20 protein-coding genes are annotated in these 22,415 nt (G+C 59.0%); 14 read left to right on the forward strand and 6 right to left on the reverse strand.

Annotation, left to right across the window (positions count from 1 at the left end; all coding sequences use genetic code 11):
- Positions 1–26: 26 nt before the first annotated feature.
- Both AC0N03_RS13960 and AC0N03_RS13965 read right to left on the reverse strand, forming a co-directional pair.
- The gene (locus tag AC0N03_RS13960) at positions 27–1,352 is read right to left on the reverse strand and encodes an NAD(P)H-dependent oxidoreductase (RefSeq protein WP_474289425.1); all 1,326 of its coding nucleotides are present in this window, start codon (positions 1,350–1,352) and stop codon (positions 27–29) included.
- A 269-nt stretch (positions 1,353–1,621) separates the two neighbouring features.
- On the reverse strand, positions 1,622–2,278 hold the full coding sequence (locus tag AC0N03_RS13965) for an HAD family hydrolase (protein ID WP_474289426.1): 657 nt from the start codon (positions 2,276–2,278) through the stop codon (positions 1,622–1,624).
- A gap of 239 nt (positions 2,279–2,517) precedes the next feature.
- Between AC0N03_RS13965 and AC0N03_RS13970 the strand changes: the two genes are divergently transcribed.
- The 5 genes from AC0N03_RS13970 (at position 2,518) to ptsP (ending at position 7,249) form a co-directional block, all read left to right on the forward strand.
- The gene (locus tag AC0N03_RS13970) at positions 2,518–2,964 is read left to right on the forward strand and encodes a transcriptional regulator GutM (RefSeq protein WP_474289427.1); all 447 of its coding nucleotides are present in this window, start codon (positions 2,518–2,520) and stop codon (positions 2,962–2,964) included.
- 93 nt (positions 2,965–3,057) lie between these two features.
- Positions 3,058–3,741 carry a PTS glucitol/sorbitol transporter subunit IIC gene (srlA, locus tag AC0N03_RS13975; protein ID WP_474289461.1) on the forward strand — a complete coding sequence of 228 codons (684 nt, stop codon included), beginning with the start codon at positions 3,058–3,060 and terminating at the stop codon, positions 3,739–3,741.
- A 21-nt stretch (positions 3,742–3,762) separates the two neighbouring features.
- Positions 3,763–4,770, forward strand: coding sequence for a PTS glucitol/sorbitol transporter subunit IIB (srlE, locus tag AC0N03_RS13980; protein WP_474289428.1), 1,008 nt, complete (start codon positions 3,763–3,765; stop codon positions 4,768–4,770).
- Between the two features lie 95 nt (positions 4,771–4,865).
- Positions 4,866–5,237 (forward strand): PTS glucitol/sorbitol transporter subunit IIA, encoded by a 372-nt coding sequence (locus AC0N03_RS13985; protein ID WP_474289429.1) that lies wholly within the window; start codon positions 4,866–4,868, stop codon positions 5,235–5,237.
- Between the two features lie 44 nt (positions 5,238–5,281).
- Positions 5,282–7,249, forward strand: coding sequence for a phosphoenolpyruvate--protein phosphotransferase (gene ptsP / locus AC0N03_RS13990; RefSeq protein ID WP_474289430.1), 1,968 nt, complete (start codon positions 5,282–5,284; stop codon positions 7,247–7,249).
- 182 nt (positions 7,250–7,431) lie between these two features.
- On the opposite strand, the gene AC0N03_RS13995 is transcribed toward ptsP, so the two are convergent.
- Positions 7,432–8,061 (reverse strand): hypothetical protein, encoded by a 630-nt coding sequence (locus AC0N03_RS13995; RefSeq protein ID WP_474289431.1) that lies wholly within the window; start codon positions 8,059–8,061, stop codon positions 7,432–7,434.
- A gap of 574 nt (positions 8,062–8,635) precedes the next feature.
- On the opposite strand from AC0N03_RS13995, the gene AC0N03_RS14000 reads away from it, so the two are divergent.
- The 4 genes from AC0N03_RS14000 to AC0N03_RS14015 all read left to right on the forward strand — a co-directional run bounded on the left by AC0N03_RS14000 (position 8,636) and on the right by AC0N03_RS14015 (position 12,975).
- On the forward strand, positions 8,636–9,649 hold the full coding sequence (locus AC0N03_RS14000; protein ID WP_474289432.1) for an ABC transporter ATP-binding protein: 1,014 nt from the start codon (positions 8,636–8,638) through the stop codon (positions 9,647–9,649).
- 15 nt (positions 9,650–9,664) lie between these two features.
- Entirely contained in the window at positions 9,665–10,960 is a 1,296-nt protein-coding gene (locus AC0N03_RS14005; protein ID WP_474289433.1) for an ABC transporter substrate-binding protein, read from the forward strand.
- A gap of 221 nt (positions 10,961–11,181) precedes the next feature.
- Positions 11,182–12,069, forward strand: a complete 888-nt coding sequence (locus tag AC0N03_RS14010) for an ABC transporter permease (protein ID WP_474289434.1) — start codon at positions 11,182–11,184, stop codon at positions 12,067–12,069.
- 3 nt (positions 12,070–12,072) lie between these two features.
- On the forward strand, positions 12,073–12,975 hold the full coding sequence (locus tag AC0N03_RS14015; protein WP_474289435.1) for an ABC transporter permease: 903 nt from the start codon (positions 12,073–12,075) through the stop codon (positions 12,973–12,975).
- A gap of 11 nt (positions 12,976–12,986) precedes the next feature.
- Here AC0N03_RS14015 and AC0N03_RS14020 read toward each other — a convergent pair whose 3' ends face one another.
- Positions 12,987–14,222 carry an amidohydrolase family protein gene (locus AC0N03_RS14020; RefSeq protein WP_474289436.1) on the reverse strand — a complete coding sequence of 412 codons (1,236 nt, stop codon included), beginning with the start codon at positions 14,220–14,222 and terminating at the stop codon, positions 12,987–12,989.
- Between the two features lie 4 nt (positions 14,223–14,226).
- Positions 14,227–14,631, reverse strand: a complete 405-nt coding sequence (locus AC0N03_RS14025; protein WP_474289437.1) for an allophanate hydrolase-related protein — start codon at positions 14,629–14,631, stop codon at positions 14,227–14,229.
- Between the two features lie 547 nt (positions 14,632–15,178).
- Between AC0N03_RS14025 and AC0N03_RS14030 the strand changes: the two genes are divergently transcribed.
- Genes AC0N03_RS14030 through AC0N03_RS14045 form a run of 4 tightly spaced genes read left to right on the forward strand, consistent with a single transcriptional unit; the run spans position 15,179 to position 18,638 of the window.
- Positions 15,179–15,361, forward strand: coding sequence for a DUF4089 domain-containing protein (locus tag AC0N03_RS14030; RefSeq protein WP_474289438.1), 183 nt, complete (start codon positions 15,179–15,181; stop codon positions 15,359–15,361).
- Entirely contained in the window at positions 15,358–16,791 is a 1,434-nt protein-coding gene (locus tag AC0N03_RS14035) for an AtzE family amidohydrolase (protein ID WP_474289439.1), read from the forward strand. Before AC0N03_RS14030 ends, AC0N03_RS14035 begins: the two co-directional genes overlap by 4 nt.
- A complete protein-coding gene (hpxZ, locus tag AC0N03_RS14040) occupies positions 16,778–17,161 on the forward strand; it encodes an oxalurate catabolism protein HpxZ (protein WP_474289440.1) in 384 nt (127 codons plus the stop codon). Before AC0N03_RS14035 ends, hpxZ begins: the two co-directional genes overlap by 14 nt.
- Positions 17,162–17,207: 46 nt before the next feature.
- Positions 17,208–18,638: an amidohydrolase family protein gene (locus tag AC0N03_RS14045; protein ID WP_474289441.1), complete on the forward strand. Its 1,431-nt coding sequence runs from the start codon at positions 17,208–17,210 to the stop codon at positions 18,636–18,638.
- Positions 18,639–18,659: 21 nt separating this feature from the next.
- Here AC0N03_RS14045 and AC0N03_RS14050 read toward each other — a convergent pair whose 3' ends face one another.
- A complete protein-coding gene (locus AC0N03_RS14050; RefSeq protein ID WP_474289442.1) occupies positions 18,660–20,543 on the reverse strand; it encodes a hypothetical protein in 1,884 nt (627 codons plus the stop codon).
- Positions 20,544–21,436: 893 nt separating this feature from the next.
- Here AC0N03_RS14050 and AC0N03_RS14055 point away from each other — a divergent pair.
- Positions 21,437–22,414, forward strand: coding sequence for an HlyD family secretion protein (locus tag AC0N03_RS14055; RefSeq protein ID WP_474289443.1), 978 nt, complete (start codon positions 21,437–21,439; stop codon positions 22,412–22,414).
- Position 22,415 lies beyond the last annotated feature (1 nt).

Genomic DNA, 22,415 nt, shown 5'->3' on the forward strand with positions numbered 1-22,415 from the left:
GATAAACTGCAACCGGAACCGCGCGGTCAGGCCGCGAAGTTCACGGCATCGGCCTGATCGATCTGACGCCGGATCTTGGTGATCACGAAGGATTCGTCCGGCGCACAATTGTCATAGGTGAGCGGCTCGCCCGCCTTGACAGGCTTGGTCACGATGGCGGATTCGGCGAGGCCGAGCGGCACGCAGGCGCCCTTGCGCGCATCCGCCCAGGTCATGGCAAAGCCGCGATAATCATATTCGCCGATCTTGCCGAGCTTCTGGCCGGGCACGAGATCGCGCTTGGCGAGCGCCGCACATTCGGCCACGGGCCGTTCGATCGGCTCCATGTCCGGGCGCTTCGTCATGACGGCGCGCACCGCGCTCAGCGGAACCTCAAGGCTGGTCAGGTGATAGGGCCGCAGGATCGAATAGCACGGGCCGGGGCCGACCTTGAGATCGGTCATGCGCTCAGTGACGCGCGGATGACGCGGCTTGACAATGCAGAACACGCCGGGGGCAACGCCCTTGCCGATCGAATAATCGACAACGCCCGCCTTGTTGAGAATGCCGCCATCTTCCTTGGTGCACAGAACCTGAGCCAGATCGTCGCGACCGACAGCCGGGCCATGCATGCCCGGAACATCCGGCACCAGACCCGTCGCATTGGCCACCGCCACCATTTCGATCATGGTCTTGGAGCCATCGACGAATTCGACCAGCATGCGCGCGTTCATGTTTCGGTTGCGGGCCTCTTCCTCATATTGGTCGGGCGTCGCATCGAATTTGAGCGGGTTGTTCTTGCCCTTGCCGGCAGCGACAATGTCGAAGCCCAGCGACTGGGCAAAGCCGATCAGTTCGAGCGTCGCCGCCGGCTCGTCGCCCGCGGCGCCCGTATAGACAACGCCGGCCTTGTGCGCGGCTTCGCGCAGATGACGACCGATGGTGATGTCGGCTTCGACATTGAGCATGACAATGTGCTTGCCGTTTTTCATCGCTTCCAGCGCGATCATCGTGCCGATATTCGGATTGCCGGTGGCGTCGATGATGACGTCGATGTGCCCGGCGCTGCACAGAGCATGGTAATCCCCGGTCAGGGCCACCTTGCCGGCTTCAATGGCGGCATCGATGGCCGACGCACTGCCTGCCTCGGCAATGTCGCCGTTGGCCCGCCCCGTCAGCAGCACCGCATCACGCGCCGCATCAAGACGCACCTCGGAAATTGCGCCGAGCCGCACGCCGGGCATCAGCGAAAGCTGAACGACAATGTCGGTGCCCATCTGACCCGTGCCTGCCAGACCAACCGTGATCGGCCCGTGTGCATCCGCATAACGCAGAATGTCGGTCGAAAATCCAACCCGAGAAATGCCAGCCATGCTCCCTCCTATATAACCTGTCTGCAGAAATCCATATGACCATACTGTACATTTGTATTTTTGTAAATCATTTTGTTTTAAATTTGGCCAAAAATATCGTGACCGGCGCCGCTCTGCAAAGCCATGAGCAAACTTACCGCCGGCAGTTCACGCGCAGCGCGGGCTCGACGCGGGGGCGCGCGATGGGCAAAATTCTCAAATTTCATCCGGCGCTTAATGAACAAACCGGTTAATTGCGTGGAAAAAAGGTTGCAGATTGCAACTTCCAATCACATCATCAACTCGCGGATCACCTCGGACCAACTGGAGCAAACCGCGTGCGCGCCATTATCAAGCAAAAGCTGGTCATGCCCATGCCTGATGTGCTCCCCGCCCAGAAAGCCGATGACCCGCATGCCCGCTGCGACCGCACCCTGAACGCCAAGCGGCGAATCCTCGATCACCACGCACTCACGTGGCTGGAAGCCGGATTTTTCCGCAGCCAGCAGAAAAAGGTCGGGCGCAGGCTTGCCGCGCTGCACCATGGTGGAACTATATATTGCATCTGCGAAATAGGGGCGCAGCCCCGCGACCGCCAGACTCAGTTCGATACGTTCCGGCGACGAGGACGAGGCGACGCAGCGCGCGCCCTCGTGCTGCTCAAGAAAATCGACGAGACCAGAAGTCGGCCGCAAGAACTGTTCGAGCAGCGTCTTCGTCTCGGTCCATATTTCGGCATGATGTTCAGCCGGCAAGAGATGTCCGGTGAGCTGGTGGATTCTGGCGATGATGTCGGCTTGTTTCATCCCGATGCATTGGGCAAAAATTTCCGGAGAGACCTGCATGCCGCGCCTGGCATAGACCTGCAGATAAGCCTGAGCCGACATCGGCTCGCTGTCCACCAGCACGCCGTCGCAATCAAAAATCAACAAGCCGTCCAGACGCATCCATTCCTCCTTGATCCAATCGGAAACAGCAGCGAGTCGGCCTTCATCAGCACATACCCAACCACGCTTCCCCGGCGCCTGTCTTCTGACAGCCGTTCGGATCAATATTTCAATCCAGTGGAAAAATCATCGCAAACATATTGACTCTAAAAAAATCAAATGTACATCTTTATCTTATTGAGAAACAATGTTCAGGGCGCAACGACGCAAAATTAGATTTAGCAGGGTAGGAAAAGTCAATGCCGGCATGGGAAGTGATCTTAATCGCCTGGGTATTCCTCTGGGCGCTCCAGTCGGTCGGCGTGTGGTTTCAGGTCCGTGGCTATTCGCGTCTTACCGGCGGCCTGCAGCGCGAGTTCTCGAAAGGCTATATCGGCTCGGGCCATGATCCCCGGCGTCTGGCCCGCGGCTCCATAGCTGTGATCGTGACCACCCCCGAACTTGTCACGCAGCGCGTCATGATCATGACCGGCATGACCTTTCTCGCAAGATTTAAACGATTCCCGGAACTCGAGGGCGTTGCCCTCGACCGGCTCGAGACCATAGCCGAAGAAAAACGCTACCCGGCCAGCATGAAAAAGGCTCTCGGCAAGGCCATCGAGCAGATAGAGCGCGTACGCGCTGCGCGCCTGAAGGAAACATCAACAGATTCAACGGAATTGCGGCCCCAGACACTCGGGGCGTAATGATGGAAAAGGGGAGGCAGTATAATGGCATTAATGCATTTAGTGACTTATCTATCAGATGCCACGTTGCATCACTTACCTGTCGCGGCGCAGATGGCGACAGACAGTCTTGGCCACGCAATCAATGCGACGGGCAACGGCCATGAGGCCCATGTAACTCTGGTGGCGGAGAATATCACCGTCGACCAGTTCAAGGAAAAGCTGGCTACCGTCAGCAAGGAAACTCAGGTCGGCTGGCTGGCCAATGCCGCAAAATATTTCATCGGCATTTTCCAGAAGGGCGGCGAAGTTTTTGTCGGCTTCGTCACCGGCATTGTTCCCACGCTTGTCGTGCTGATGACGGCCTTTTATGCCGTGACCGGCCTCGTGGGCGAAGAGCGCGTCCATGGCATTGCGCGCGCTGCGGGCAAGACCGCACTGACCCGCTACACCGTTCTGCCTGTGCTTTCGGTGTTCTTCCTGACCAACCCGATGGCCTACACCTTCGGTTCGTTCCTTGAAGAAAAGCATAAGCCTGCCTTCTACGATGCGGCAGTGTCTTATGTGCACCCGCCGCTCGGCCTCTTCCCGCATATCAATCCGGGTGAATATTTCGTCTGGGGCGGTGTGCTGGTGGCGCTGCTCGAACTTGAAAAGAACGGCTCCGTCCACCAGGGCTATCACATTCAGGTGGCTCTCTGGTACGCCATTGTCGGTCTGATTGTCATCCTGCTGAAGGGCATGCTGACAGAACGGATCACGGCTTTTCTGGCTCGCCGCCAGGGCGTTGAGCTCTAAGGTCTAAGGGGGAAGACGAACATGTCAAAAGAATATAAAGCAGTTAAGATCTCCAAGGGCCGCGGCGGCTGGGGAGGCCCACTTGTCATTCAACCGACCGACCAGCGCAGCAAGATCGTTTCGGTGACTGGCGGCGGCATTCATCCCGTTGCCCAGAGAATCGCGGATATGACCGGTGCAGAGGCCGTTGACGGCTTCAAGATGCCGCCGATCGAAAGCGAAATGGCCGTTGTGGTTGTCGATTGCGGCGGCACGGCGCGTTGCGGCGTTTATCCGCGCAAGCGCATCCCGACCGTCAACCTGACGCCCGTCGGGCAGGTTGGTCCGCTCGCCCAGTTCATCGTCGAGGACATTTATGTCTCTGGCGTGAAAGTGGACAATGTCGAGATGGCCGACGGTTCGGCAGCGCCGACAACGGCCGGCACATCCGCCAGCACATCGCCGGCAGCAGCCAAGCCTGCGCCTTCGCGCGCGCCGACGAATGGCAATGACAGCGGCGTAGTGGCGCTGATCGCCAGCATCGGCCGCGTCATGGGACGCGTGGTGGGCATTTTCTTCAATGCCGGCCGCCGCTCCATCGACCAGCTCGTGCGCAACGTGCTGCCCTTCATGGCCTTCGTGACCATGCTGATCGGCCTTATCCTGTATACGGGTGTCGGCGATCTGCTGGCGCATCCGATGGGACCGCTGGCCAACAACATCTTCGGCCTGCTTGTCATCTCGGCAATCTGCGGCCTGCCCTTCCTGTCGCCCATCCTCGGGCCAGGCGCGGTTATTGCGCAGGTTATCGGCGTGGCGATCATCGGCCCGCAGATCGCCAACGGCACCATCGCTCCGGCCATGGCTCTGCCGGCGCTGTTTGCCTATAACACGCAGGTCGGCTGCGACTTCGTGCCCGTCGGCCTCGCGCTGGGCGAAGCCGAACCCAAGACCATCGAGATCGGCGTGCCCGCCGTGCTCATCAGCCGCCAGATCATGGGACCTGTCTCGGTTCTCATCGCCTGGGTCGTGAGCCTGATCGTCTTCTGACGCTATGGGCGGCCGGGCCGGGGCCCGGCCGCCCATTCATTTAGAGCGCCGCCCCTGACCTTGGTCCTGGGGCGCTTCACCTGAGAGTAACGGAAATGTTGTTCAAGACCCGGATTACCGAAATCGGCCCTGAAGTCGGCCTTCTCGCCCAGGACGGCATTCTCATCCTGTTCGCCGAGGGCGCGCCGCCAGAGCTGGCTGAAGTATCGGTCCTGCATGCCGTGGAAACACTGGCGAGCGAAAGCGACCCGGCGCCCGGCCACATCATCCGGATCGGCGATCTCGAAAGCCGGATCACCGCCGTTGGCCCCGCCGCCTGGAAGAAGGTGCGTGAAATCGGCCATGTCGTGATCAATTTCAACAATGCCGCTCAGCCGGATCGGCCCGGCGAAATTTGCGCGACACATCTTGATGGCGAGATATTGATCGCCAATCTTTCTGTTGGGAACACCATCAGCATCGCATGAACTGTCTTCCCCCTGCGGGAAGCGTTAATTTGAAAGCTCGAACAATGGAACGGTCAACAATCGTTCGCGTGCGAGATGGCCTGCACGCGCGCCCCGCTACAAGCTTCGTCAAACTGGCGAAGTCGTTCACCAGCGAGGTTGACATCATTCTGAGCGAAAAGAGCGCCAATGCCAAAAGCTCGGTGCGTCTGATGCTTCTCGCCGTCAAGGAGAATGATGAGGTTGTCCTGCGGGTGAACGGCCCGGATGCCGAGGCCGCCATGTCCGCGCTCATCGGCTTTCTTGAACACCCCGATTCGGGTCTGGCAGAGGAAGCCCCGGCAGCAGCAACAGCCCCGGCGGCTCAGGCGACGACGCCCTCGGCCCCCGCCCCTGCAACGGCTGCCGCGCCTGCCGGTCTGCAAGGCATCGGCGCCAGCGAAGGGCTGGCTGTCGGGCCTGTGTTTCCCTATTTCCCCGAAAAGATCGAGCCGAGCCACCGGCGGCTGGCGCCTTCGGATGTCGCAGACGAGGTTAAGCGCTTTGAAAGCGCCATGGCCGAAGTGCAGCGCCACATGCGCGCCGCGCTCGAACGTCCCGATATTTCAGCCTCGGACCGGAGCATCGTTGCCGCACTGGCCGATATTGCCGATGACGACATGATCCGCGGCGAAATCCTCGCCGAGATCAACAACGGCGTCGACGCTCTCTCTTCCGCCTATATTGTCACCGAGCGCACCGCCGATCAGTTCGCCCGGATGGACGACAGCTATTTCAACGCTCGCTCTGACGATGTTCTGTCCGTCGGGCGGCAGATCTGTCTCGCCCTCATGGGCAAGCGCGAAGTCGGGCTGGCGGATATTCCCGCCGGTTCCGTCATTGTGGCCGAGGATATCGGAGCATTTGACCTGACCGGCGCGCCATTGTCGAAAATTGCCGGTGTTGTCTGCGCCCGCGGCGCGGCCACCTCGCATATTGCCATCATTGCCCGCGCGCATGGCATCCCGGCCGTGCTGGGCGTCGGCAAGGCGATCAGCGAGGTCAGGACGGCCCGCGAACTGGCGATAAACGGCGGCACGGGCGCATTGCATCCCGATCCGGATCCGGCAATCCGCGCCGAATTCGCAGAGCGCATTGCCGCGGCCCGGCGCGATCGGGAGAGCCTGAGCGCGTTTACAGGTTATATACCCCGGCGCGCCGATGGCACTGTCATCGAGATCGCCGCCAATCTCGGTTCGCTCGAAGAAATGGACGAGGCGCTGTCCGCTGGCGCGATGGGCGTCGGCCTGTTCCGCACCGAGCTCCTGTTCATGCGGCACAAGGTGCTGCCAACCGAGGACATGCAGGCCGAAACCTATGCGGCTCTGGCCAAGGCCTTCGATCCCAATCCGGTGATCATCCGCACCCTCGATGTCGGCGGCGACAAGCCGGTGGCGGGCATCGAGTTTCCCGAGGAGGAAAATCCGTTTCTCGGCTGGCGCGGCGTGCGCATGTGCCTCGACCGGCCGGATATTTTCAAGATCCAGCTGCGCGCGCTGCTCCGGGCGGCGACTTACGGCAATATCAAGGTCATGGTGCCGATGATATCCACACTTGAGGAACTGCGCCGCACCAGAGAACTGGTGGACATCTGCGCAGAGGAATTGCGCGCGGAAAAAAAACCCTTCGCTCATTTTCCGCTGGGTGTCATGATTGAAACCCCCGCAGCCGTATTCAGCGCGCCGGAGCTGGCGCGAGAAGCCGCCTTCTTCTCCATCGGCACCAATGATCTGACGCAATATGTGATGGCGGCGGACCGGCTCAACCCCACCATTGCCGCGCTCAACGACGTTGCCCAACCTGCCGTGATGCGGGCTATCGCCATGACGGCCAAAGCCGGTTCAGACGCAGGAATCATGGTTGGCATGTGCGGCGAGGCGGCAGGCCGGGTGGATCTCCTGCCGCGGTTCATTGAAATGGGACTGACCGAATTCAGCATGAGTTCGACGCTGATCCCTCGCGCCAAGAAGACGCTGTCCGAATTTCTGGGCTGATGCGTCAGGCGGCAAGGCGCTAATGCGCCTTTTGCCGGCCCTGAACCGTCCAGCGGACATGACAAAGATAAATGCAATGCTGGCGCTTGAGTCTGTTGCTTTTAAACGGAACCGGCTCCCTCTCCCCGCATGCGGGGAGAGGGAGCGCTCTCAGCGCATTTCCATCTAAAAACATCGGGGCGCTAATGCGCCTGAATCCGGCCGGGAGTGGCCGCCGCCCGGATCGCCTTGCGCTCGAACGGATTATCCGGCGAATTCCAGTTGGGCTCATTGCCGATGAACAGGTCGAAAAAGGGCACCGCGAGAGCCGGATTCTCGATGATATTCTCGCGCATCGACCACCATGCGCTCAGATCTTCGGCAATAGGCTGGACGACGAACGGCTCCAGCCCTTCCTGCCTGATGACGGTATCCAGAACCGTAATGCAATAGGACATGGCGACAAAGCCCGCAGGCCAGAACCTGATGATTTCCAGTTTGGCGCCTGACAGCCCTTCGGGCGATGGCAAAACATTCGCCCGGACAGCATCTTGGGCAATCATATGGTCGAAAAGCAAACCCGCGCTGAACGCAATATAATCCCGGCGATTGATCTGCGCACAGCCCTTCCAGCCATCGACGCATTGCACCCAGTCCCAGAACACCTGCGGCGCCACCTTGGGGTCAAGCGCTGCGGCCATATGCTCATGCCGGCCAATCGCGCGGATACCCTGCGCAACATGCTGCTCAAAAAAGCTCAGACGACGGACGCGATGGATCAGATCGGGCACCCGTTCCACATCAACTGCATGAATGAAATCAGTCTGGGCCATAAATTGCCTGTCTCACGAGAAATCTGGCTGGGTATCAAGGACAGTCAGCAGCAAAATCACCGGTTCATCTTACACAAATGCGGCCATTTCAACAAGCCGCACGTCGGCGTCGCGAGCCCCGGCTTTATCCGTCAAGGGTCAGGGAAACCTCTTCGGCTTAACCGGCCTATCCGATGACGGATGAAAGACAAGGCACCTGATCCTGCGCCCGGGCCTCCCGGATATCGGCCATCTCCGCCCCGCGCATCACGCCTATCGTTGCGTCAGCACTGCATAAACGCGCGCCAACACCCAAAGAATGTTCAGATTGCGCACAATTCGGGCAGTCAAATGGCGACAAGTGCAAAATTTTAAGCGCCCCGAACAGCGCGGCTCTGCGCCTGACCGCGCCATGAGCGCGCGCGGCAATGAGAAATTTTAAATTACCAAATCAAATCAATATTTTAACAAGAACCAAGCCATGTGGCACGCCAATTGCTTCAAAGCGGATGAACTTTGCCCCGCGTGAATTCCGCATAGTCAGAAATGCGGATCTTGCGGGGCCTTTCGGGACAAACACGCTTTGAGAGTCTGAATGGTTAAGCCTGCCGCACTGGAATTAGCCGCCCTGACCAAGATTTATGGTTCGACTACAGCGGTGGATTCCATCGATCTGAAAATTCCCGCAGGCACATATTGCTGTCTGCTCGGCCCATCGGGCTGCGGCAAGACATCCACGCTGCGGATGATTGCGGGCCATGAAAGCGCCAGCAGCGGCGACATTATCCTCGGCCCGCACAATGTCACCGATCTGGAACCAGCCAAGCGCGGCACGGCGATGATGTTTCAGTCCTATGCGCTTTTTCCGCATCTCTCGGTGCTCGACAATGTCGCCTTTGCCCTGAAAATGCGCGGAACCGACAAGGCGACCCGCCACCGGCGCGCGGCCGAACTGCTAGAACTGGTGGCGCTCACGCCCTTCGCCAGCCGCCTTCCGGCGCAGCTTTCGGGCGGGCAGCAGCAGCGCGTGGCTTTGGCGCGCGCGCTGATCACCGAGCCGCAGATTTTGCTGCTTGATGAGCCGCTCTCAGCGCTCGACCCCTTCCTGCGGGTAAAGATGCGGGCCGAACTCAAACGCCTGCAGCGCGAGCTTGGCATCACGTTCATTCATGTCACCCATGGTCAGGAAGAGGCCATGGCTCTGGCCGATCTTGTCGTGGTGATGAATGGCGGGCGAATCGAACAACAGGGCAATCCGCGCGCGGTGTTCAACGCGCCGAAGACCGAGTTCGTCGCGCGTTTCATCGGCGGCCACAATATCATCAGGGATTTGTCCGGCGCCTTCGCCGTACGGGCCGACAAACTTGAACTTAGCCGCGAACCGGGTGCGGGTCTGGCCGCCAGAATTACCGATATCGAATATCAGGGCACCTTCGTGCAGGTCAGCCTTGTTACGGCGACAGGCGAGGAACTGGTCGCCCATCTGAGCGAGGCGGCTTTCGACGCCCATTCCTTTCAAGTTTCGGAGCAGGTGACGGCGCGATGGCAGGATTCGGCTATCCACACATTCTGCGAACCGGATAAACCGACCGGCCGGTCAGCCGGATGACATGGAGTGCTGAACATGAGTGATCAGGATATTCTCGGCAAATCAGACCTGAGCCGCCGCTCGCTGCTCAAGGGTGTTGCAGGACTGGCGGGCGTCGCGGCGGGCTCAGGCGCGATCACCGGCTTTCCCTATATCCGGGCCTCGGAGCCCAAAGTGCTGCGTTATCTGGGCACGGCCGTGAATGAAGGCGATGAAATATCGAAGCAATGCTTCAAGGATACGGGCATCAAGATCGAATATATCACCGCCACCACCGACGATGTGACCAAGCGCGTCATGACCCAGCCCAATTCCTTCGATGTGCTGGACACTGAATATTTCAGCCTCAAGAAACTGGTGCCCTCGGGCAATATCCTGCCGCTGGACAGCAAAAAGATAAAGGAATTCGACAATATCACGCCCGTATTCACCAAGGGCGAACTGCCCTCCGGCAAGAAGATCGGCGGTCAGGGCACCGCACCCTGGAAAGTGCTCTATCTCGAGGGCAAGAATTCCACCAAATTTTCCAAGACGCCGACAGAATGGGTCACCCTCATCCCGACTGTCTATAATGCCGATACGCTTGGTATCCGGCCGGACCTGATCAAGCGCCCGATCACGTCCTGGGCGGAATTGCTCAACCCTGAATTCAAGGGCAAGGCCTCCATTCTCAATATTCCCTCCATCGGCATCATGGACGCCGCCATGGTCGTCGAGGCCATGGGCCTGAAAAAATATGCCGACAAGGGCAATATGACGCGCGAGGAAATCGACTTCACCATGAAGGTGATGAGCGATGCCAAGAAGGCCGGCCAGTTCCGCGCCTTCTGGAAGGACTTCAACGAGAGCGTCAATCTGATGGCTTCGGGTGAAACGGTGATCCAGTCGATGTGGTCTCCTGCCGTCACCAAAGTGCGCTCGATGGGCATCCCCTGCGTTTTCCAGCCGCTCAAGGAAGGCTATCGCGCGTGGGCTTCGGGCTTCTGCATGTCGAAGGGCGTGAAGGGCGCCAAGCAGGATATTGCCTATGAATTCATCAACTGGTTTCTTTCGGGTTTTGCCGGCGGCTATCTCAACCGGCAGGGCTATTATTCCGCCGTTCTGCCCACCGCCAAGGCCAATATGACCGCCGATGAATGGGGCTACTGGATGGAGGGCAAGCCCGCACAGCACGACATCAAGGCCCCCGACGGCACGTTGCTCGAAAAGGCCGGCGCCGTGCGCGATGGCGGCTCCTATGACGAACGCATGGGCGCAATCGCCTGCTGGAACGCCGTGATGGACGAAAACGACTACATGGTCAGCAAATGGAACGAGTTCATCGCAGCTTAAGTCATGAAACAGCCTCGCCCCCCTTATCCTGACGTTCTGAAAGGATGAGGATGGAGAGGGAAAAAGTCCGTCATTGCGAGCAAAGCGAAGCGGCCCACTTGCTATAGCTTGTTGCGTTTACGTGGAATTCGTCCTGCGCGTCTCCTCTCCCCGTTTTAACGGGGAGAGGGAATACGCCGCCTCCCAATGAAGTCATTCATTATAAGCCAGAAGGCAGATCAATGGCAGAAAAGTCACGTTACGCCACTCTCGTCGCCTGGCTGCAGGCCGGACCGATGATGCTGGTTTTCCTTGTGTTTTTCCTGCTGCCACTGGCGCTGGTGGTGGTGGTCAGCTTCTGGAACTACAATGATTACGAAATGATCCCCGCCTTCACCACGCGTGGCTATGCCGACAGCTTCCGAGGCTGCCTTGCGCAATTGCCGACGCTCTGCACCATGCTCAAGACCTATGTCTCGACGCTGAAATTCTGCTTTATCGTCTGGCTGCTGACCTTGCTGATCGGCTTTACGATTGCCTATTTTCTTGCCTTTCATGTCCGCTCGAAGCAGTGGCAGATCATACTCTCGCTCTTGTGCACCATTCCGTTCTGGACATCGAACGTCATCCGCATGATCGCGTGGATTCCGCTGCTGGGGCGCAATGGTCTCGTCAACATAACGCTGGAGCGCATGGGCCTCATCCGCCAGCCTCTGGAATGGCTGCTGTTCTCGCAATTTTCCGTGGTGCTGGCGCTGGTGCATCTCTTCACATTCTTCATGGTGGTGCCGATCTTCAATTCAATGATCCGCATCGACAGGGCGCTGGTCGAGGCGGCCTATGATGCCGGCGCCTCGGGCTGGCAGACATTGGTCAATGTCATCATTCCGCTGGCCAAGCCCGGCATAGTCATTGGCTCGATCTTCGTGATCACCATTGTCATGGGGGATTTCATCACCATCGGCGTGATGGGCGGCGAGCAGATCGCCTCCGCAGGAAAAATGATCCAGACACGGCTGGATGCGCTGCAATTTCCGGTCGCGGCTGCCAATTCCGTGATTCTGCTCGGCATCACCTTTCTGATCATCGTGATGCTGACGCGGCTGGTCAACGTGCGCAAGGAGCTTTGAGCCATGAGGGAGACACGCGGCAAGGCATTCTGGCTTCTCGGGGCTTTCTTCACGCTCTATGTGCTGTTTCTCTACGGCCCGATGCTGGCAATCTACGCGCTGTCGTTTCAGGGGCCGCAGGGTGGTCTCACCTTTCCCATGAACGGCGTTTCGCTCACGTGGTTTGCAAAGCTGTATGACGGCAACGGCATTGTCGATCTCGGCTCGGCGTTCCTCCGCTCGCTGGAACTCGGCGTTGTGGTGATGCTGCTCACCGTGATCATCTCGGTGTCGGCGGGCATGGCGTTCCGCAAGAAATTCAGAGGACAGAACCTCCTGTTCTTCACGGCCATCGCCAGCCTTATCGTGCCGTCGCTGATCACCTCGCTCGGCATAGCTCTTGAATTCCGCCTGCTGGACGATGCCGTTCACTTCATTGCGCCGAAGCTGGGCTTTCAGGATTTTGCCGACAACTGGACAACCGGCATGGGGCTGTTCACCTCCGGCCTTGGCGCGCACCTTACCTGGACGCTGCCATTCGGCCTGCTCATCATGTTCGCGATTTTCAACCGCTTCGATCCCCGGCTGGAGGAAGCGGCGCGCGATCTGGGCGCAACACCCTGGCAGACCTTCCGCCATGTGGTTCTGCCGATCATCATGCCTTCGGTGATCGGTATCGGCCTGTTCGGCTTCACGCTGTCCTGGGATGAACTCGCCCGCTCCAGTCAGGCCATCGGCCCGGTCAACACCCTGCCGCTCGAACTGCAGGGCCTGACCACCACCGTCACCAAGCCCGACATCTACGCCCTCGGCACGGTGATTTCGGCCATTTCCTTCGCTGTCATCTTTTCAGCGCTCTTCGCTATCCGCTATATACAGATGCGCCAGAAGGCCCATGGCTCGGATGCCGGTTCGGGCATGGTGTGACCGGCGCGCATTTACAGCTCCGGTGTGCAGATCGTTGCTGCCGGGCGGGTGAAGGTCTGGCGTCCGCGCTTGAAGCCACGCAGGACAGGGGCCGGACCGGCCACCGCATTAACGTCGTCCTGACACGCAAGCACGACAAAATCCGCGGCACTGCCCACTCCAAGCCCATAGTGGCGCAAACCCATGAGCTGCGCCGGGGCGCGGGTGATCATATCCAGACACTGACGCAGATCCCCGGGACGTCCGAGCTGGAGCGCGTTGGCGTAAAGATTGGCAATGCGCAGCAACGAACCATCGCCAAAAGGCGTGAACGGATTGCGCACATTATTGGTGGCCAGCGAGCACAGAACGCCCTGCGCGGCCAGCCTGTGCACCGGCGCTATGCCGCGCGGGGCCATGATCTCATAGTCACGGCCCATCAGGAACAGATCCGTTGCCGGCAGAGCGGTGATGGCTATGCCGGCCTGCTGCAGGCGGCGCGCAAGATTGTCGAGCATTGCGGGCGCAACCGCGGCCAGCTTGGTCACATGTCCGGCGGCCACGCGGCCCGCATATCCGCGCCGATCCGTCTCACGCAGCACCGTCTCCAGCAGCATGTCACGCGGGTCCAGATCAAAATCGAGGTGAAAATCGAGGTCGAGATCAAATTCGCGCGCCATGTCGAAGATGCGCCCGATATGCGCGGCGGGTTGCGAATCCGTATAGGGACAGCCGCCAAGCACATCGGCGCCCGCCTTGCAGGCCGCCCGCAGCAGTTCCTCCGTGCCGGGATTGTTGAAAAGTCCCTCCTGCGGAAAAACGCAGATCTGGATATCCATCGCCCAGGCAAAGTCCTTTTTCAGCCGGGACACTGCTTCAAAACCCCGCAGACCGATCAGGGGATCAACTTCCGTATGTGCCCGCATATGCGTGGTGCCGTGCACCAGCGCCATTTCGATGGTATTTTTGCCGCGCGCGTAGACGTCCTCCTCGCTGAACGCCCTTTTTGCGAGAGATACCTGCGCGATCGCTTCCTGCAGGGTGCCGGTGCGGCACAGGCACCGCTCCGCTATGCAGGATTTGTCGAGATGAATATGGCTGTCGGCAAAGCCGGGAACGATCAGCGCGCCCTGCAAATCCTCCGACGGCGCATCGCAGACAAAATTCCGGCCGATTGCGGCGATTTTGCCGCCCTCGACGGCAATATCGACACATTCGCCGCCCCTGTCAGCCAGCCGCGCATTGCAGAAAAGACGGTCGATCGCCATGGCTTCAGGCTCCCGCCGCCAGATAGGCGCGCCATCCGCCAAACGAACTGACGTCGCGCGCCTCGCGCACAGCCCCGGCTTCGACAAGAAATCCCTTCGCCGAAGGGCCGTCGGCGAACTGATCGAGATTGGTTTTGCCGATGACGATCGCCCCCGCCTGCTCCGGCCGCCCAACCACAAAGGCTGATTTTTGGGCAGAATTGGCAAAATCCGGGCAGGCCGCTGTCGTGGGCAGGCGCGCGGCCAGCGCCAGCGATTCCGCCTCGGGGCGCAATGTGATGAACAGGGCCGGATCGTTGTGCGCGGCTATGCGCGCATAAACCGCTTCTATCGTCTCTGACGAAGGCTGGCCAGCCTCATGCGCCGCCAGAATGGCGGCTATCGCCAAAGGTACATCACGGGCTGACATGAGATTTATCCTTGTCATCTGGAAGCGCGAGCATACACCAAGCAAATTTCATGCAAGGCCGCAATCCGACATCCCGCCCAAACATTCAACCTGCGCCGATGTCTTTGGTGCGATAGCGCGGCGCGCTGGCAGGCCGGCCCTTCCTGCGCGCATTCGAGCGCGGCACGCTCCTTGCTTGAATACCCCTGAGCATCCTGTGCCTTTTCGCGCATGGGAGATCGAATGGGGGTTCTGATGTCATCGAGCGATTTATCCCGACGCAAATTCTTGCAGGCCAAAGCCATGGGCGCCGCCGGAAATGGTGCGTGGACATGCTGCAAGCCTGTCCCCGGCCCTGTAACGGCAGGTGGACACCGCAGAGCACCGCCCTCATCATCATCGCCATGCAGACCGATTTCTGCGGCAAGGGCGGCTAAGAATGCCTGCTGATCGAAGATGCAACAGCCCGCTATTTTCCGCAGTTCAAACAGGCTAGGCTGGACATGATCTGCGCACAGGGCGCAATCGGCTGGGTGACACCGCTGGCCGCATTACGGGAGGCCGTGACATGAGTGAATTTTCCCCTGAAGCCGTGATCGAGGCAATGGCCCCGCTCAACGGCCTGACCATAAACCCCGAATGGAAGCCGCAGATCGCGCTGCATCTGGCCATTGCCGCCAGCCATGCCGCCAAAGTGCTGGCGGTACCGCTGCCCGATGAACAGGAACCAGCCCCGGTGTTCGCGCCATGAGCCTCATGGATCAACACGCCTCGGTGCTCGCCGCCGCTGTCCGGTCGGGCGCGTCGAGCGCGCGCGGCATCATTGAAGCCGCGCTGAATCGCATCAGCGAGCGCAACAGCGCGCTGGGCGCTCTGACCGACATCACGGAACAGCGGGCTCTGGCGCGGGCGGACGCGCTCGATGCCCGCCGAACGCGCGGAGAAACGCTGGGCCCGCTCGCCGGTGTGCCCTTCGTCGCCAAGAATCTGTTCGACATTGCCGGGCTGCCAACCCGCGCCGGTTCAGCCATCAACCGCAGCCGCGCCCCTGCCGGGGCGGATGCCATGCTGGTGCGCAAGCTGGAGGCCGCGGGCGCCATTCTTGTCGGCGCCGCGAATATGGGCGAATATGCCTATGATTTCACGGGCGAAAATGCTCATGACGGCGCCTCGCGCAATCCGCATGCGCCAGATCACATGACCGGCGGCTCCTCCGGCGGATCAGCGGCGGCGGTGGCGGGCGGCCTGTCGCCGCTGGCGCTCGGCTCCGACACCAACGGCTCGATCCGCGTTCCTGCAAGTTTCTGCGGGCTTTTCGGCCTCAAGCCCACTTATGGCCGTCTGTCGCGCAGCGGCACATTTCCCTTCGTGGCCAGCTTTGACCATCTCGGACCCTTTGCCCGTTCCGTCATCGATCTTGCCCTCGCCTATGACGCAATGCTGGGCCTTGACGACAGCGACCCTGCTCAGGCCAGAATTCTCCCCGAACCGGTGTTGCCAGACCTTGAGCATAGTATCCATGGGCTGCGCATCGCGCGTCTTGGCGGCTATTTTGCCCGGATGGGCGAGCCAGCCGCATTCGAAGCAACAGAACGCGTCGCATCCGCCCTGAAAGCAACCGCGACGCTTGAATTGCCGCATGCCAACAATGCCCGCTCCGCAGCCTATATCATCGCCATGACGGAAGGCGCAGGCCTGCATCTGGAGCGCCTGCAAAGCCGCGCGGCGCAATTTGACCCGGATGTGCGCGACCGCCTGCTGGCCGGCACGATGATTCCCGGCCAATGGCTGGTGCGGGCGCAGAAATTCCGCCGCTGGTTTCAGGCCGAAGTCAGCAAGGTGTTTCATCACGCCGACATTCTTCTGGCTCCGGCCACGCCCTGCCGCGCGCCGAGGATTGGCCAGAAGACCATGATGCTGGACTCAGAGGAGATGCTCGTGCGGCCCAATCTGGGCATTTTTTCGCAGCCCATTTCCTTCATCGGCCTGCCGGTGGTGACAGTGCCGGTCTGGACGAAGGATGAGAGCCTGCCCATCGGTGTGCAGATCATCGGCGCGCCATGGCGCGAAAATCTAGTCATGCGCGTTGCGCGGGCGCTCGAACGCGAGGGTGTCGTGCATGCGCCTCTGGCCAGATTTGGCTGGGCCGCAACTGGCCGGGGCCCACATGATCATCAATGATCCGGATATCGTCGCGGAAGTTGCCGCGCAATTTGCCAGCTACGAGCGGGCGCTGGTCAGCAATGACGTGGCCGCGCTCGATGCCTTTTTTCTGGAAAGCGAGGAGGCGATACGTTATGGCGCGGGCGAAAATCTTTATGGCTATGCCGCCATCCGGGCGTTCCGCGCCGCCCGCCCGCCGGATGGTCTGGCACGGCGGCTGAAAAAGACCAGCATCACCACCTATGGGCGCGATTTTGCCACGACAGCGACGCTTTTCACCCGCGAAAGCGCGCCGGGCAAGGTGGGACGGCAAATGCAGAGCTGGGTGCGCTTTCCACAGGGCTGGCGCATTGTGGCCGCGCATGTCAGCGTGATCGACGAACCATGATTCACGCCTCGCGCCATATGCGGCCAACCAAACGGACAGAACCAGCATGACGGCGCTGCACGGCGTGATCCTGCTCGATAACCCCGGACGCGGGCCGGTCGATATTCATATCGATGCCGGGCAGATCGCCGCCATCACACCCGCCGGACATGCGCGGCAGCGCCGCCTGCTGGCCATGCCCGCGCTGGTGAATGCGCATGACCATGCCCGACCGCTCTCGACCACATCGTTCGGAGCGGGCAACAAGCCGCTTGAAAGCTGGCTGCCGGCGCTCGCGGCCATGCCCGCGGCCGATCCCTATCTTGGCGCGCTCGCAGCCTTCGGGCGCGCGGCGCGTGCGGGCGCAGGCTCGGTCATGGCGCATTATACCCGCCTGCACGGGCCGATGCCGCCGCTTGAAGAAGTGAAGGAAGTTGCCCGCGCCGCCAGAGATGTGGGCTTGCGCGTCACCTTTGCCTTGTTCATGCGAGACCGCAATCCGCTTGTCTACGGGCCATCAGACAAGGTGCTGAACCGCCTGCCCGGCGAAGCGCGCGCCCTCATCGAAGCGCTGTTCTGCGCGCCCATGCCCGATGCCGCCGCACAGGTCGCGCGTGTCGAAGACATCGCCGCAGTGGTTGAAACCGACATGTTCCGGGTGCAGTTCGGCCCCAGCGGCGTACAATGGTGCTCCGATGAACTGCTGTCGGCCATAGCCGCCGCCTCGGCGCGAACCGGAAGGCGGGTGCATATGCATCTGCTGGAAACCCGATATCAGCGCGCATTCGCCGATCTGGCCTATCCCGACGGCGTTGTCGCCCATCTTGACGGGCTTGGCCTGCTCAGCGACAGGCTGGCTCTGGCCCATTGCGTGCATGCGCGCCCGGACGAACTTGCGCTTATTGCCGCGAAAGGCGCAACCATCGTCACCAATGCCAGTTCAAACCTGCATCTGCGCTCTGGCATAGCACCCATCGGCGCGGCGCTCAGACAGGGCTGCCGGATCGCAATCGGGGTCGACGGTTCGGCTCTGGACGAGGACGACGATATCCTGCGTGAACTGCGGCTTGGCCATTTCCTGCACGGAGGCTGGGGCTTTGACACACATATAAGCCGCGATGCATGGCTCGCGGCCACAGTGTGCAATGGCCGCCATGCCAATGGTGCGCCGGGCAGCGGCAGCCTGCAGACCGGCGCACCGGCGGATATTCTGGTGCTCGACCTCGATCTGCTCGACCGGGATGCGCTGATGCCGGTTGCGCCGGTTGATCTATTGTTCGGACGGGCAAACCGGGCCCATGTGGTGCAGTTGCTGGTGGCTGGGCGCGACATTGTCAGTCAGGGGCGCGTCAGCACCATCGATCTTGACGCCGTGGAAACGCAGCTACGTGCCGAGTATCGCCGGAAAATACCCGGTCAGGCCGCCTTTCTTGGCGCATGGCGGCAGCTCGAACCAGAGATTGCCGCCTTTTACACAGACCGGCTCGGCTGCTGTTGACACATTGGCGTCAACACATTTTCAGCTCTCCGAAAACTGATCGGCAAAATTGAGCGGCGGCGGCTGCAAGGGCGCAGGCGCCTTCTGCTGCAACCGTTTTAAAATCTCCTGTCCGAACACTTCCGGCCTGCCGGTGAACAATGTGTCGAGACCATTTCGGCTGATAATATCCCGGCGCAATTGCAGGCGCTCGGCATGATCATCAACAAGCCGGATTGCTGCGGCGACATAATCGGCAACCGTTGTCGCCACCATCCAGTCCGGCAACTGCAGTCGCTCGAACAGACCCTGATCAATATGCTCAAACACCTCGCGCCCCGTCAGGCACACGCCGACCATGCCCAGAGTCACGACGTCAACGATCCCATTGGTATTGCCGAACGGAAACGGATTAATGAACATATCGCATTCATTGATATTGCGCATATATTCGCCATAAGGCTTGCCAGGAAAGACCACAGCGCGATCACCCAGATAAGAAGAGATGAAGGCCTTAATATGCGGATAAACAAGCGCCGTCGCCTGTCCCACCATGAAATGAAATTCAACGGGGGTCTGAGTACGTTCTGAAATAGCGACGCAAGCATTCAGAAAGGCGGGATTGAGCTTCATGGAGGTCGCGCAGACTGCAATTTTTACGACTTTGGGAGAGCGCCTGAGATTAGGGATCAAGTCATTCGGGGCTGACGCCGACGGGACGTAGGGCAAGGCATCCTTAGGCAGTCGCAACAGGCTTTCGGAGAAACAGGCTTCATCGCCAACATAGTCATCTTCGACCACAACATAATCAATATTGGGCGACTTGGTGGTGGCAGGATGGCCAAGCGCCATCATTTGAAGCGGTGCCAGACGGACATTGCTCAAAAAAATTGTCAATGGAAACATGCCAACGCTAGGCATGTACAGCACACTAGCAGAGCGGTTTAGAGCAATCTCCCTGATCTGAGCGAGTTGCTCAAACATATCGGCCGGCTTGATCGGGATGAATTCGTCAAAAACCGCCCGACCTGCAGGATCTACCTGATCGTCATAGCCCATGCCGATAAGATGGAACCGCTCCCGCGCGGCGCGCAATGTGGTGGAGTGCGTGCGGTAAATCGAATGCTGAGCGCTGAACCATTCCAGCACAACCATCATAACTGGCTTGCCCTCCGGCTTATGCGCAGACTCAGGCATACGAATATCTTTCCAGCCTTGTGCTTCCAATTTTTTGCGGATTACAGCATTAACGCCTTTTTTAACATTGTGACGATCCGGGCGGGCGGCATAGCTTGAGTGCATCACCACATCCTGAATGATGCCCATGGGCAATGTGTCAAAATCCAACTCGGGCAGCTTGTCTGGCAGCCAGCCAAGAACATATTCCCGCTTGTCATGCGCAGCCTTTGTTCCCAGGAACCGGGGAGACAGCCAGATCATGGCCAGACTGGCCGCCAATTCGCGGCTGACCTGCCAGAGTGCATCGAGATCCAGCGGCACTTCAGAGTCAGGAAAGGACAGCAAGGCCAGTTTCGGCATAAAATGCGCCGGATAGGACAGATTGGGGCTGTCCCATTTCTCGGCGTTCATACCGCGGATAATGTGGTCTGCGTGACGGAACGGCGTGACGGCAAAGATCAAAGAAAGCCAGCGCTGCATCGGCAGCATTTGCAAATATCCCGCCGGTGAGAGCTGAAAACCGGGGTCTGAGAACAGACAGGTTATAGCCGCCGCCAGCCGCGTCATTTTACCGGCATCAACCATCAGATCACTGGCGGGATCTTGTTTTTGGAGCTTGATAAATTTCGGGCCGATATTGCCGTAGTTTGCATCAATCTGCTGGAGCAAAGTAATGACAAGTCGGCCGGCATCCTCATATTGCCGGGAATAAACGGCGTGTTCAAACTGCTCAAGCACAAAATCCATGACATGCTCCCGACATATTACATATATTTCAACACGTTAGATTTCGGCTTCGGACCAGTCTGCCTTCGATGCCCGCCTGCACGAAGGCATTCCGGCAACGGAGGCACGGTCTGGCAAGGCCATCCGCTATCGTTGGCTGCGACAGGTTTTCGCAAACCGGGCATTGACGTATCAGGCAAAACTTAAGGCCATCCGCGCTCCATGTTTCCATGAATTGTCAAATCATAATTACTTCATGAATAATATTCCTGAAATATTTATGTTGTTCTACTAAATTTTTCATTTTACGCCAAATATTCATTTATTAACCAATTTATTGACGCGTTTTGAATATATTTATTTTGATATTATTTTAAAGCATTCCATATAATCTCATTATCGTTCAAAATTCCCTGCTGATTTCATTGTTTTATTCAAAGCCCAATCGCAGTTGCCCACTTCGCTGTGCTCAATCAGCCACGCGCATCCGGAGAGCCGGCACCACCTCGGCAGCGCTGCCAGCGCGTCTTTCACAATGAGAGGAACGACTCCGCACAAGAGGTCAGGCAAGCCAATCCGGCGCAGGTGAGTGCGCGCCCGGCGCCAACGGGCGCCGTGTCGAAAACCGTCACGGCCGCCAAAGTGCGCCGCGCATCTGCACGGGCACAGCGAATCCCGGTGCCTTTGAATAAAAATGCAAGAGAATTTTAATAAAAATAGCCTAATCCATATGTATATTTTTCTTATTTGGATTTTTTATTATGCGTTTTGGTCTTTTGTTAAGAATATTTTCTGTGATAATTTTTATTATCATAATTGGTTTATTTTTATATAATAGAATTTTCGTCACAGAGGCGAGAAACGCAGTTCTCACCGGCCTGGAATTTGACGTTTCCGCGCCGGTGGACGGAGAGTTGCAATCGGAGCCGGGTTTTCCGGGCGCAATATTTGAAAGCGGACAGATCATTGCCGAACTGTCCAACTCCCAAATTGATACGGGTCGCTTCGCTCAACTGAACGCGGATATTCTCGATGCCAGCGCGGAAGCCAAGGCAACCGAGGATAAGCTTCGTCTCACAGGCGATCAATTATCGGCCTATCTCGCCAAAGCCGATCAGTTCAGGCTGACGCGCAGCGCGCAGTTGCAAGACCGTCTCAAGACCTTTGCAACGGCGCTGACATTGGCAACCAACCGCTCGGAAGAGGCCGACACAGCCTATACGCACAGTCTCAGTCTTTCAAAATCCGGACTGATCACCCAATCCGATGCGGAGGCCTATCGCCGGGAAGCCACCATTGCCCGGATCGAACTGCACAATATGCAGGATCGGCAGCGCGTGCTCACGGACGAGGCCTCGAATGCCGCTCTTGATATTTTCATGAGCGATTATGCCGTTGAATACAGCAATGATCAGCAGACGATCCTGCGCCTCAAGCAGGATGAGATCGGGCTGAATGCGCGCAAGGATCAGCTCACCGCGCGGCTGGCCGACCTTCGCAGCCGTTATGAACATGAAAAGACCTTGCTGGACATCCAGAAGCACAACCAGATCAAAATGCCGGTTCGCGGCCGCATCATTGATCAGCGGGCCAATTCGGGACAATTCGTGCACAAGGGGGACGTCGTCGGCCATTTCGTCCGGTGTGACATGCCGATCGTCCGGGCCAAGGTGCCCGAGGATGTCTTCAAGCGGGTTCGACTGGGACAAACTGTCAATTTTGAATCGGCGGATTCCCGATACCGGCTTCAGGGTACAGTGACGAGCACTTCGGTGCTGGGCTCTTCAGCCGATGGCAATGACATGTTTCAGGTTATCGCCAGAATGGATGCCGGCACGTCCTATACAGCCTGCGAAATGGCGGCATTGGGCCGCATGACGATTGAGAAATAAC

The organism is Methylocystis sp. sgz306128 (assembly GCF_056032725.1).